At 37.3% G+C, this 13,804-nt stretch carries 11 protein-coding genes; 6 read left to right on the top strand and 5 right to left on the bottom strand.

Annotated features, from left to right (window positions below; genetic code table 11):
• Window positions 1-8: 8 nt before the first annotated feature.
• The 3 genes from menC to BMZ04_RS22180 all read right to left on the bottom strand — a co-directional run bounded on the left by menC (window position 9) and on the right by BMZ04_RS22180 (window position 2,733).
• Window positions 9-1,118, bottom strand: coding sequence for an o-succinylbenzoate synthase (gene menC / locus BMZ04_RS02680; RefSeq protein ID WP_093264946.1), 1,110 nt, complete (start codon window positions 1,116-1,118; stop codon window positions 9-11).
• A 1-nt stretch (window position 1,119) separates the two neighbouring features.
• The gene (locus tag BMZ04_RS02675; protein ID WP_093264944.1) at window positions 1,120-2,250 is read right to left on the bottom strand and encodes a M20 peptidase aminoacylase family protein; all 1,131 of its coding nucleotides are present in this window, start codon (window positions 2,248-2,250) and stop codon (window positions 1,120-1,122) included.
• Between the two features lie 327 nt (window positions 2,251-2,577).
• On the bottom strand, window positions 2,578-2,733 hold the full coding sequence (locus BMZ04_RS22180; protein ID WP_177184289.1) for a hypothetical protein: 156 nt from the start codon (window positions 2,731-2,733) through the stop codon (window positions 2,578-2,580).
• A gap of 400 nt (window positions 2,734-3,133) precedes the next feature.
• On the opposite strand from BMZ04_RS22180, the gene BMZ04_RS02670 reads away from it, so the two are divergent.
• From BMZ04_RS02670 to BMZ04_RS02660, 3 genes are all read left to right on the top strand, one after another.
• Entirely contained in the window at window positions 3,134-3,328 is a 195-nt protein-coding gene (locus BMZ04_RS02670) for a hypothetical protein (protein ID WP_093264942.1), read from the top strand.
• A gap of 561 nt (window positions 3,329-3,889) precedes the next feature.
• The gene (gene guaC, locus BMZ04_RS02665) at window positions 3,890-4,873 is read left to right on the top strand and encodes a GMP reductase (protein ID WP_093264940.1); all 984 of its coding nucleotides are present in this window, start codon (window positions 3,890-3,892) and stop codon (window positions 4,871-4,873) included.
• A 150-nt stretch (window positions 4,874-5,023) separates the two neighbouring features.
• The gene (locus BMZ04_RS02660) at window positions 5,024-5,452 is read left to right on the top strand and encodes a VOC family protein (RefSeq protein WP_093264938.1); all 429 of its coding nucleotides are present in this window, start codon (window positions 5,024-5,026) and stop codon (window positions 5,450-5,452) included.
• A 421-nt stretch (window positions 5,453-5,873) separates the two neighbouring features.
• Here BMZ04_RS02660 and BMZ04_RS02655 read toward each other — a convergent pair whose 3' ends face one another.
• Window positions 5,874-7,238, bottom strand: coding sequence for an FAD-binding oxidoreductase (locus BMZ04_RS02655; protein ID WP_093264936.1), 1,365 nt, complete (start codon window positions 7,236-7,238; stop codon window positions 5,874-5,876).
• Window positions 7,239-7,340: 102 nt separating this feature from the next.
• Here BMZ04_RS02655 and BMZ04_RS02650 point away from each other — a divergent pair, with 102 nt between their 5' ends.
• From BMZ04_RS02650 to BMZ04_RS02640, 3 genes are all read left to right on the top strand, one after another.
• Window positions 7,341-8,495 (top strand): aminotransferase class I/II-fold pyridoxal phosphate-dependent enzyme, encoded by a 1,155-nt coding sequence (locus BMZ04_RS02650; RefSeq protein WP_093264934.1) that lies wholly within the window; start codon window positions 7,341-7,343, stop codon window positions 8,493-8,495.
• A 336-nt stretch (window positions 8,496-8,831) separates the two neighbouring features.
• Window positions 8,832-10,187, top strand: a complete 1,356-nt coding sequence (locus BMZ04_RS02645; protein WP_093264932.1) for a glucose-6-phosphate isomerase — start codon at window positions 8,832-8,834, stop codon at window positions 10,185-10,187.
• Between the two features lie 104 nt (window positions 10,188-10,291).
• On the top strand, window positions 10,292-10,543 hold the full coding sequence (locus BMZ04_RS02640; protein WP_093264930.1) for a hypothetical protein: 252 nt from the start codon (window positions 10,292-10,294) through the stop codon (window positions 10,541-10,543).
• 658 nt (window positions 10,544-11,201) lie between these two features.
• Here the strand turns inward: BMZ04_RS02640 and secA are convergent.
• The gene (secA, locus tag BMZ04_RS02635; RefSeq protein WP_177184288.1) at window positions 11,202-13,571 is read right to left on the bottom strand and encodes a preprotein translocase subunit SecA; all 2,370 of its coding nucleotides are present in this window, start codon (window positions 13,569-13,571) and stop codon (window positions 11,202-11,204) included.
• Window positions 13,572-13,804: the final 233 nt, after the last annotated feature.

Genomic DNA, 13,804 nt, shown 5'->3' with positions numbered 1-13,804 from the left:
TGCATACACTAAGCTTTAAAGTGAATTTTCTCTACTGTATAACGATCCATGACTTCAAAATTTGGTTCGTAGCCAATCCCATATCCTGTAGGGACAGTTATAAATCCATCTTCAGCTACAACTTCAGGTGTAATAACATCTTCTTCCCAGTAACGAGAGGAACTTGCTGTATCTCCTGGAAGTGTAAAATTCGGTAATGTTGTTAAAGCCACGTTATGTGCACGTCCAATCCCAGCCTCTAACATTCCACCACACCAAACAGGTATTCCTTTCTCCATACAGTAATCGTGAATTTTTTTCGATTCAGTTAAACCACCAACACGTCCAATTTTCACATTAATAATTTGTGTACTACCAAGTTCAATAGCCTTTCTTGCATCCTCAAACGAAGTGATGCTTTCATCTAAACAAACAGGTGTCTTTATAGCTTTTTGCAATTTCGCATGATCGACAATATCGTCTGAAGCAAGTGGTTGCTCGATCATCATTAAATTAAATTCATCTAATTGTTTCAATAAACCGATATCATTTAGAGTATACGCTGAATTTGCATCGGCCATGAGTGGAACAGTTGGAAAAGCTTCGCGAAGGGAGCGAATTACTTCTACATCATAGCCAGGTTTAATTTTTACTTTCATTCGCTTATATCCTTCTGCTATATAACCGCGTACTACTTCGATCAATTGTTCTTTGCTTTGTTGAATGCCGATACTAATGCCTACTTCAATTTTTTCAGCTGTACCACCTAAAGCTTCTGCAAGCGTTAATTTCTTGCGTTTTGCATATAAATCCCAAATAGCACCTTCTACTGCTGCTTTTGCCATATTATTTTTGCGAAGAGGAGAAAATATTTCGCTCACTTTATCTGGATGGTGAATTTCTTTATTTAACAGGAGCGGTATTAAAAAATCTCGGATGATATGTAAATTAGTTTCAAATGTTTCTTCCGTGTACCAAGGAGAGTGAAATGCAGTAGATTCGCCCCAACCTGTATTTCCGAGTTCATCTGTTACTTCTAATAAGAGAAACTCTTTATCCTGGAAAGTCCCAAAACTTGTTGCAAAAGGGGATTTCATGGTCATTTTCATTTTGCGGATATTTACTTCTTTAATTAGCATGTTAGTTCTCCTTTTTTTGGAAAGTATTCATAATTGTCCGGGCTAGAATTTCAATGCCAGTGAAAATACACTCCTGATTAAACGTCATATTTGGATGATGTAATCCAGGGGTTAGATCGCAACCTAGACCAAGCATCGTCGCCTTGATGGAAGGTCTTTTCAAAGTATAAAAATGAAAATCTTCCCCACCCGGTGTAACGATTGGAGGCACATAATAATTTTGGCCAATCGTATCGATGATTGACACTTTCATCAATTCTACCGCTGAATCATCCACTTCCGCAGCAACAATTTCCGTCTCAATATGAAAATCAATCGTGATATTATTTAGTATAGCAACAGATTGGATAGCATGTTCCACTTTGGCAATCAACTCATTCATCACTGTATTGGATTGTGCCCGAATATCGATACTAAATTCAGCGTTTCCGGGAATGATATTGGCAGATTCTCCGCCGGCTTTGAATTTTGTCAGCTTTGCAGAATACGACATCAATGGATCTAGATAAATAGCTTGTATTGCTTGCACAATTTGCGCACCGACCTCAATTGCATTTACCCCGAGATGTGGCCTTGCACCATGTGCTTCCACTCCATGTATTTTTCCGCTTATTAGTTTTGCAGCACCATGCAAAATCCCAGGAGCAGCAAAACCATTTCGAATCTCTTGAATTGGACGGAGATGAACACCATATAAATAGTCAATATCATCGACTAGTCCTTTATCAATATAAGAAAGAGCGCCTGTACCTTTTTCTTCTGCTGGTTGGAATAATACTTTTAATGTCCCTTGTTTTGGAACACCTAATTTTTTCAATAAAAGAAGTGTACCGACAGCTATCGTCATATGTGCATCATGTCCACAAGAATGGCTGGCCTTAAACTCTCCGTCCACTTCTTGCCAAAGTGCATCCATATCCGTTCGCAGACCTACACAAGGTTTCCCACTACCGATAGTTACTACTAACCCAGTGGAATCATCAAACGTAGTCACTTGAAATCCTTCTTGAATAAGAAAATCTTTTAAGTAAGAAGTCGTTTGGAATTCCTTCCAACTAATTTCGGGATTGGCATGTAAATGTTGAAATACTGCTTCTACAGCAGGTTTTATATTTAATAATGCTTGTTTCATAATGGATTCTTTCCTTCCTCAAATAGAAAATGACTCGGAATAATACATTACAATACGCATGAGTAGATGCAAGCACCCGTGTCACTTATTCCTATAATATATGACTGTTGATTTTTTATAAGCCCGGCTATTTCAATAGCTCCTGCAAAGTGCCATTACTTGGATTCACTAATTCTAATTTTTGCACCAAGTTCTGCTAAATGCAATCTATTATAGTGGAACATAAAAAAAGCGCTGGACGGAGACACACTTGTAAAAAGTTATCCATATGCAGTAAGTTTATAATTATAAGCAATAAAAAATCCCCACATTTAGTGGGGCAAGGTATTAGTGGTTATTGTTTTCTAGTGTATTTTGTTTATCTTCCTTGTCTTCCTCTAAGTTGTAGACTGGACCTCCTTCACCAATCATATTTAGGGAAGCAATGACATCCCAATTTTTTCGCATAGCCATTTCTTCTGGATCGATCGGATTTGAATACATGACACTCTCCTCCTTAAATATTTTACTACTAGTATATTAATGGTCCGAGGTAATGTATGATGGAATGCTACTATTATGAAACAAATCTGAACGTACCGAGCAACGGATACGATTATTCGAGCATAAATGGCGGGTATTAGCACATACTCGTAGTACTAAGTAAAAAAATGGCGAACTTAACAAATCAAGTCTCTATCGCACATAAATGCCAGGTAAAACCATAAATGTATGTGTAGTCGGAATACGATAAAATCAAAATTTAATTTTGACCATATAAAAACGTTCTAAATACAATTATGAACAAGTATTTCATTTGAAAAATATATTGTCTTATTTTATGTTGAATTCCGTCAATTGAAATAATTAAAAAGTATATTACAATAAAAATAAATGAAAGGAGATGAAAAAACTGTCAGCAGAACATTTCGTAAATGTTATGAATCACAGTATACAAAGAGTAGAGAAATCAGTAGAACAGATGGAGCGGCATACAACGATTACAAAAACAGAACAGCTTCAATTGATGCAAGCAGTAATGGAATTGGCAGATAGAATTAAATTAATCGAAACACATGTCAACACGATTAACAAATAGAGAAGGAGTAGAAGGCGTGCATTTCTACTGAATAAAATAACTAATCGAAAGAGGTCTTTATAGACTTCTTTTAGGTTGACGACAAAAGTATTATTAAAAACGGTTATGAATAATAATAATAATAAATCTTCCTAGAGAGGTTGCTTTATACAATCCAATTAAAAGTAAAGATAGCGAATATCTATAAGGAAGTATTTATAAGGCAAGGACCACTACGAAGACTCCTGTGGGAACAGCTTGAGCTGAAGACCCCGCAGGAACGCTTGAGGAAGGAAGGCTAAGAACGCCGCATCCTGCGGCAAAGCCTTCATGACCAACATCGTGTTGGCCCGAGGCTGAAGCCAAGCCCACGGAAAGCGAAGTGGTGGTCCTTGCCGAATTTGATATACAACTCTATGCACTCAAAATGGTTTGTCTACAGTCTGAAAGAGGTCTTTATAGACTTCTTTTATTTTTGAAGGCATTAATTAATTGACATACGCACGAAAATACTGTAAATTACCAAATGGACGAACAATTTTGTTTTTCCTGAAACTATTATTCGTGTTTTGGAGTGAGAATATGGAAAACGTATTTGATTATGAGGATATTCAACTAATTCCGGCAAAATGTATTGTAAATAGCCGATCAGAATGTGATACAACTGTAACTCTAGGGGGGCATACTTTTAAATTGCCTGTAGTACCTGCTAATATGCAAACAATTATTGATGAAAAAATTGCAAATTACTTAGCTGAAAATGGTTACTTCTATATTATGCATCGTTTTGAACCAGAAAAGCGTATTGCATTTACAAGAGATATGCAATCGCGCGGATTGATCGCATCAATTAGTGTTGGTGTGAAAGAGGAAGAATACGGGTTTATTGAACAATTAGCAGCCGAGCAACTAATTCCAGAGTTCATTACCATCGATATTGCACATGGTCATTCAAATGCAGTAATCGCAATGGTTCAACATATTAAAAAGCATTTGCCACAAAGTTTTGTTATTGCGGGAAATGTGGGAACTCCTGAAGCGGTAAGAGAACTAGAAAACGCCGGCGCTGACGCTACAAAAGTAGGGATTGGACCAGGTAAAGTATGTATTACGAAGATTAAAACTGGATTTGGAACAGGTGGATGGCAGTTAGCTGCACTACGTTGGTGTGCAAAAGCTGCTAGTAAGCCAATTATTGCAGATGGAGGAATCCGTACACATGGGGATATCGCTAAATCTGTGCGTTTTGGGGCATCGATGGTCATGATCGGTTCCTTGTTTGCAGGGCATGAGGAATCTCCAGGACATACAATTGAAAAAGATGGAAAATGTTATAAAGAATACTTCGGTTCCGCTTCTGAATTTCAAAAAGGGGAAAAGAAAAACGTAGAAGGGAAGAAAATGTTCGTCGAGCACAAAGGAGCGTTACAAGACACGCTTACTGAAATGGAACAAGATCTTCAATCTTCTATTTCCTACGCAGGTGGAAATAAACTAGAAGCAATTCGAAATGTAGACTATGTTATCGTGAAAAATTCCATTTTTAACGGAGATAAAGTATATTAAGAAAAGGCACAAGATGGAGGGTGGGATCATTTTTCTCACTCTTCTTTTAGTTTCGACAGCTATAGTTACTATTTTTTATTAGTGAATGATACAATAATATTGTCATTCATGCTTGAATGAATATTTTTATAATAAAGAGGAGTGTGTCAAATGGCTATAGATGTGTATCTAAATTTTAATGGAAATTGTCGCGAGGCTGCAGAGTTTTATGCAGAAGTTTTTAAAACAGAAAAACCAGAGATTATGACTTTCGGTGAGGCACCTCAACATCCAGATTACACTTTACCAGAGGAAGCAAAAGATTTAGTTATGCACACCCGACTAAACATTAACGGGAGTAATGTTATGTTTTCTGATACATTCCCTGGTTATCCTTTTACCCTTGGAAATAATATTAGTTTAGCGTTTGTTAGTAAAAATGAAGAGGAAATTCGTTCTACTTTTGATGCGCTGAAAGAAGGCGGGACAGTAGCAATGGAGTTGCAAGAAACTTTTTGGAGCAAATGCTACGGATCACTAAAGGACAAGTTCGGTATCGAATGGCAATTTAGCCACGAAGACAAAGAATTAAAACAATAAAGAAGTAAAAAAAGGCTGTTCAACAAAATATGTTGGACAGCCTTTAATGTTGCGAGTAACAGATCAAACGTTGCGAGTATATCCCAAAACATTGCGAGTAGCGGAAAAGTTGCGCGTACGAGTAATAATGTTGCTCAACCGCTCACTAATGTTGCGAATAATAGGTCAAACGTTGCGAGTATATCCTAAAACATTGCGAGTAGCGGAAAAGTTGCGCATACGAGCTATGATGTTGCGCAACCGCTCACTAATGTTGCGAATAACAGGTCAAACGTTGCGAGTATATCCCAAAACATTGCGAGTAGCTGAAAAGTTGCGCATACGAGCTATGATGTTGCGCAACCGTCCACTATGGTTGTGAATAATTAATCCAATGTTGCGAGTATGTACTTCAAACATTACCTACGTCAGTTTCACCAGATTAATAAAACATTTTCCCAGGATTTAATATTCCCTTTGGATCCATTAAGGTTTTCATGGATTTCATTAATTCAACCGCTTCTCCGTGCTCGGTAACTTGATATTTCATTTTTCCTAATCCAACTCCGTGCTCACCTGTACATGTGCCGCCTAGTTTAATCGCCTTTAGCGCAATTTGTTCATTTGTATATTCTGCTTTATTTACTTCCACTGGATCATTCGGATCATACATAACAAGTGTATGGAAATTACCATCGCCTACATGACCAAATACACCGCCTATAAGCCCGCTTTCTTCTAATAGTTCACGCCCGAAAACAACCATTTCTGCTAATTTCGAAATAGGGACACATGAATCCGAACCCGTCGATACTTTTCCTTTTATATGCTTAAATGCATAAGCCATTTCGTGCCGTGCTTTCCATAAATCTGCACGTTCTTTCGATGAATTCGCGCGCTCCCAGTTATTGCAACCTAACTCTTTCATTAGTTCTTCTACTACAGTAGCTTCCTCTTCCACAATGTTTGGAGCACCTGCAAATTCAAAAAACAGAGAGTGTTCTTCTGGGAATGAATAATTTCCATATTCATTTACTTGTTTAATACTTTCCGCATCCACAAGTTCCATGCGTATTACTTGAATACCGCTTGATAAAACAACTTGCGCCGCTTCTGCGCATTCTCCAGGAGTTTGAAACGTACATCTCGCTGCTAGTACTTTCTCAGGAATGCCATGTAATTTTACTGTAATTTTCGTAATGACGCCAAGTGTTCCTTCTGATCCTGTGAAGAGCCCGTTCAAATGGTAGCCAGAAGAAGATTTTTTCGCTTTAGAACCAGTATGTATAACATTCCCATTTGCTAGTACAACTTCCAAATCTAGTACTTGATCACGCATCGATCCATAGCGTACTGCTGTTGTCCCGCTCGCATTTGTTGCAACCATTCCACCAATAGATGCATCGGCACCAGGGTCGATAGGGAAGTACAGCCCATGTCTATTAACATATTCATTTAATTGAAGACGAGTTATTCCAGGTTCCACAGTAATCATTAAATCTTCTGGTGAAAATTCAATTACTTTATTCATGCGGTCGAAGTTTAAAGAAATTCCTTTATTAATAGGGATCGATTGACCTTCTAGACCAGACCCTGCTCCAAATGGAGTAACGGCGACTTCCTTTTCATTTGCTAATTGAAGCACCTTCACTACATCTTCTACATTTTCAGGGAAAACTACGAAATCTGGTTCCACAAAAAGATGTGATGATTCATCACGGCTATGACGGTATAGCTCCGATTCACTTTTACTTATTTTATTTTCTCCAAGTTGTTCTAAGAACGTTATCCATAGACTATTATTCACTACTATTCTCCTAACTAATTCATTATTAAAAATATTAGCATTATAAATGCTTTAACTATACAGTATACTAAGCTAAAAGCAAAGGTGAAAGGAAGATAAACAATGGGGTTACGTTTAAATCCGTATGCAGAAAGTTTGAAAACACCAGGAACTAGACAGTTTTCTAATCAACTCGTTCATTACCCAAATGCGATCAATTTAACAATCGGTCAGCCGGACTTTCCTACGCCTAATTCAGTGAAGGAAGCTGGAATACGAGCAATCGAGCAGAACTTAACTGGCTACTCTCATAATGCAGGATTACTCGAACTTCGAGAAGCAGTCAATGGCTTTTTCTCCAATAAATATGGATTTACTTATGATCCACAAAGTGAAATCGTCATTACAAATGGTGCGAGTGAAGCGATTGATGCAGTTTTTCGAACCATTTTAGAAGCGGGAGACGAAGTCATTTTGCCTGCGCCCAATTATTCCGGTTATGTGCCCGTTATTGAATTATGTGGTGCAAAGGTTGTCTATTTAGATACGACAGAAACAAATTTTCAGCCATCCACGGAAAAACTAAGAGAACTCATTACGGAAAAAACGAAAGCTGTATTTTTTAATAATCCTTCCAATCCAACAGGCGTCGTTCTAAATAAAGATACGATGGATTATTTAGTCAAGGTAATTGCTGATCTAGATATTTATGTACTAACAGATGAAATATATAGTGAGAATTCTTTTGCCGGAAAGCATTTATCCTTCGCGTCGTATAAAGAAATAAGAGATAAATTATTTTATATTCATGGTTTGTCTAAGTCTCATTCTATGACAGGATGGCGTATTGGATTTTTAATGGGGCCAGCAAAAGTCATGCAACATGTCGTAAAAGTTCATGCGTTTAATACAATATGTGCTTCTCTCCCAGCGCAATATGCTGCTATTGAAGCATTAACGAATGCAAAAGATACTCCTGAAGAAATGAATGTGGAATATATGAAGAGAAGGGACTTCGTTTATAGTCGACTAACTGAAATAGGATTATCTGTTGAAAAACCAAATGGTGCATTTTATATTTTTCCTTCTATAGAAGCATTTGGTATGAGCTCATTTGATTTTGCTACAAAACTATTACAAGAAGGTGGGCTTGCAGTAGTTCCAGGAAGCGCGTTTACACCTTATGGGGAAGGATATATTCGGATTTCCTATGCATATGGAATGCCAGTGCTCGTGGAAGGTTTAAATAGATTAGAAAAGTTTATACAGTCACTTTAAATAGAAACAGGCACTAGACAGCTTAGTTTAGTGCCTGTTTTTGATTTGATTTAGTCGTGTTGGAGGTACGGTTTTATTATCCTTAATTATCCATATTACATATTATTCGATTTCCGGATATTCTTTATAGTTCTTTGTCATGCTGTAAATCAAATTTCGTTGGTACAAAAGAATGATTATATATATGAATGAATATAATAGTAATGCTAAGCTGTGTAAAATTACTTATATTAAATCCTCAAAAGTGCCTAACCCACCCTTTGTAGAGGAAAAGACTACTCAAATATGCTAATATAGGAGGATAAATGAATAAGAAGCTCGCAGGAGGAAATCCAATTGACTGTTACAAAAAAGGCCTTCTCACTAAACTTTTCCTTATTATCAAAGTTTATAAATGAAGAAGATAAAAATAAATATACAAATATAATTAGTCTGATACATGAAGGAATGCATTCACAAACAAGTAAAGACCGCGATGCATTAGGGTGGTTAGAACTAGCTATTAAACAAGATAAAAATGAGATTGACCAAATACTTACGGTTGCCAATGAAATACGAACCAAATCTGCCGTCTTGATAGTAATAGGAATTGGTGGTTCCTATTTAGGTGCTAAAGCAGTTCAAGATGCCTTATCACCTTATTTCTCTAAAAAATCGGGTGAAACAGAAGTAATTTATGCAGGGCAGAATATGAGTGGAGCTTACATAAATCAATTGCTTCAATATGTAAACGACCGTGAAGTGTATGTAAATGTCATTTCTAAATCCGGAACTACGCTGGAACCAGCAATTTCGTTCCGTGTAATTAAGTCATATATGGAAGAACGCTATGGCAATGAAATGAAAAATCGGATTATATTAACAACTGATCTTGAGAACGGCTTATTAAGAAAGCTTGCCCAGGAAGAGGGATATAGAAGTTTTGAAGTTCCAGCCGATGTAGGTGGACGCTTTTCAGTATTAACTCCAGTTGGACTATTTCCATTGGCTGTAGGTGGAATTGATATTCAAGCGTTATTAGATGGTGCCAAGCAAGCAACGAATGATTTAATGTTTTCAAATTACAAAGAAAACGAAGCTTACGAATATGCATTATCAAGATATTTACTAGAGAAACAAGGTTACATTATCGAAATAATGGCTTCTTTTGAACCTTCTTTACGTAATGTATTTGAATGGTGGAAGCAATTATTTGGAGAAAGTGAAGGGAAAGATGAAAAAGGAATTTTCCCTGTTTCTGTTACGTATACAACGGATTTACACTCTATAGGACAATATATTCAAGCGGGGAAACGTCAAATTTTCGAAACGATCCTTCATGTTCGCAATCAACAAGAGGATTGCACGATTCAGGTTGTGGACAATAATTTTGATCAGTTAAATTTCCTAGAGGATAAAACTTTCCATGATATTAACACAATCGCGAAAAATAGTTCAATATTGGCGCATTATGATGGCGGGGTCCCTGTTATCCAAGTGGAGATTGATAAACTAGATGAATATCACCTAGGTTATTTACTCTACTTCTTCGAAAAAGCATGCGCAATGAGTGCCTATTTATCAGAAGTGAATCCATTCGACCAACCAGGAGTAGAGTCTTATAAAAATAATATTTTTGCACTACTTAACAAGCCTGGGTATGAGTCATTGAAGGATGAATTGGAAGAAAGACTTACCGAGATTTTTGATTGATTGTGATATAAACTAAAAAAAGGTCAGTACGATGGAGATTCTCCTTTGTACTGACCTTTTCTAAAGAAAAATAATGACGTGCTTTTTAGGGGTAATGCATCTTAATGGAATTACCGCAAGGGCAGTTGATTTCCGCTCCAGGCGGACGCTTTCCGCGGGCATGGCTTCAATCTCCTCAGGCCAACACGACGTTGGTCACAAAGGCGTTGCCACACGAGGTGGCGTTCTTAGCCTTTGTTCCTTTGCCTGCTCCTGCGGGGCTTTCAGCTCATGCACCTGCCGCTTCGCTTTCGGTGCAGAAAACATCTGCTATTCCCGCTGGAGTCGCCGCCTTCCGCTTCAATCAATGGAACTAGCTGATTAATCAGCATTTAAGATTAACAGAGTCCTACTATTATGTAGCTCACAAATCATATGTTGCGCTCTATTTCAATTATGCATAATGCAATATCAGTAATGGGTGTCTTAGATCAATTTAGCCTTTTCTATAAGAAGTGGGTTGCTACCAAGAGTAATTTGGTTGTTCGAGTAACATTTTTATACCTGCAACATTATGATACAATTTCGCAATTTATAAAATAGCTAATTAGTAAATACTATTTCATGGCAAGTGAAGGCATTTCTTTGAAAAAGTCTGTTGCACTCAGCGGTTGTGTTGTCGCATTGGCGATACTATATAAGATTGAATTTAGAGCAGTGACGATGATTCGCTTGCAAATTCTGTGAGATTGGAGTGGAAGGGCGGCGACTCCTGCGGGATCAAGTGAGACAGATGAGACTTCATAACGTACGCGAAGCGGCGATGAAGGCTCATCGCTCACCCCGCGGAAAGCGTCCGCCCTGCAGCGGAAATCCTAGCGGAAACTAATTATTCCACATTATTACTAACCTATCCATTTATCTTGACCATTTATTACACAAATACCGGATTTATAAACGGGAAACCTACAATTATTGAATAACAAAAAAGAGCAGGAAGTGAAAAATCACTTCCCGCCCTAATTATGCTAGAAACTACTGTTCCTCTTTAACACCGTTCACTTGCAAATTATACCGAATCACATCTCTAAAGAATGTATGAAGCATTTCTTGGAATAAATGAAGCGCATCGAAGGAGTATAAGCGATATGGATCTTCTTGACCATATCCACGAATGCTAATACCTTCTCTTAAATGATGCAGATTATCTAAATGACCAATCCACAATCGATCTAGCGTCTCTGTATAATACGATTGAATATTTCTCCAATCTTCGCTATCACTACTTGTCATATTGACCAGCTCAAAAGCTTTCTCATAAACAGCCTCTAACGCTTCCTTCAACTGCCCTTTATTTTCAGCATCTAAAGAAGTAAACAAATCATCCTCATAAGAAGTTAGCATCGAGATAATTTTAATCTCATCCATTATTTCATTCAAAATACTAGATTCATGCACATCATTTACATTTGACTCTGCAAGCTCATCGATTAAATGATTTAGACGTTCATGCATTGCATCAATGATAAGCATTTGCATATTTTCTACTTTTAACGCTTTTTCACGGTAGTTATACATAACGCGTTGTTGATCATTATTAATATCATCTAATTTCAACATATGAGAGCGGCTAGAGAAGTGCATGCCCTCGATAACACTTTGCACATTATATACAAACTTGGTTGGATTAGATGAAATAATTAAACCAGAATCATCCGTTTTCAACTTATTTTTGTATTTAGCGAATTGCTCTTCATCGTAATAGTGGAATAGCTCGTCCTCTAATGAAATGATAAATTGCGAACTACCTGGATCACCTTGACGACCACCGCGACCACGAAGCTGCATGTCAATTCGAGCACTACTATGAAGTTCCGTACCAATTATATGAAGACCGCCAAGTTCAGCAACGCCTTCACCTAAATTGATATCTGTTCCTCGCCCAGCCATATTCGTTGCAAGCATGATTTTATTCATCTGACCGGCTTGAGAGATTAGATCTGCTTCATCTTCAACTGTTTTAGCATTAAGTACGGAATGTTCAATTTCAAGGTCATTTAAATAGGAAGAAAGTTTTTCGGATTGTTCGATCGAAGTTGTTCCGATTAAAACAGGACGGCCGATCTCATGAAACTTTTGCGTTTCTTCCACAATTTTTTTTATTTTGTCTTCATACGTTAAATAGACAAGCGTTTCCATATCAACACGTTTGTTTGGTTTGTTCGTTGGTATTTCCGTTACTCGTAAGTTGTACGTTTCCCAAAACTCATCACGAGAAGGAACGGCACTACCTGTCATTCCAGATACATGTTTGTACAGTCTGAAATAATGTTGAATCATAATAGAAGCTTGTGTATTATTTTCTTCTTTAATAGAAACTTTTTCTTTAGCTTCGATTGCTTGATGAAGTCCATCGCTAAATGTACGACCTTCCATAATACGTCCTGTATATGGATCTACAATCATAATCTTGTCGTCTTTTACAATATAGTCCACGTCTTTACGCATCACTACTTTTGCTCGAAGTGTTTGCATTGCAATATGCATAAATTCACGATGCTCTCGGTCATATACATTATCAATGCCAAATGCTTCTTCTAGGCGATCTGCACCATTATCCAACAAGACTATTTGTTTCGTCTCCGGATAATAATTGTAATCTTCTTCATCTTTGAACGAGCTAATAACAAGTTGCATAATCGGGAACAAATTCAAACTTGCATTGGATTTTCCTGCAATGATTAAAGGTGTTCTCGCTTCGTCAATCAGTATGCTATCTACTTCATCGATTAACGCATAAAACAGTGGTCGTTGCACAAGCTGGTCTTCGCTTTGCACCATATGGTCTCTTAAATAATCGAAGCCAAACTCCGTTCCAGTACCATATGTAATGTCACAGTTATAGGCAGCTTGTTTTTCATCATTTTCTAATCCGGAAATATTTAAACCGACTGTTAAGCCTAAAAACTCAAATAGTGGCTTCATTTGCTCAAAATCTCGACTTGCCAAATATTCATTCGCTGTAATAATATGCGTTCCTTTACCGTGTAGAGCCATCACATACGCAGGTAGTGTTGCAACTAATGTTTTACCTTCTCCTGTTTGCATTTGGGCAATTTGAGATTGTGTTAATACTGCGCCACCCATTAACTGTGCGTCATAGTGTCGCATCCCTAACACACGTTTGGAAGCTTCTCGAACGACAGCAAATGCTTCTAACATAATTTCTTCTGGTGTTGCTCCGTTATTTAGTTGTTCACGAAAATTAGTTGTATATGTTTGAAGCTCTATATCTGTTTTATTTGTAAATGAATCTTCCAAGGCATTAATCTTAGATACTATTTTTTTAAGTTGCTTTAACTCAATGACTTCACCAGAAATCATTTTCTTAATAGAATGTAACATATTCATTCTCCCTACTTTTAAATTCCACGCCCTATTATACCACGAAACAAACAGGCTAGCATTTTCAAGCTAGACTAAAATCGACAGGAATTTTATTCCTGCCAATTTTAGTCTAGCTCCCGCAGATGTCATAGATTTTTATCAAGCAGAATCGATAAAAATCTGGTCACCAAACAAGCTAGCGCAAGTTTGATATACGAATATTTCAATTATATTACAACTATAAGTTTTAA

Source organism: Psychrobacillus sp. OK032 (assembly GCF_900111345.1).
GTDB lineage: Bacteria > Bacillota > Bacilli > Bacillales_A > Planococcaceae > Psychrobacillus.
This window is presented reverse-complemented; position numbering and strand designations above follow the sequence as displayed.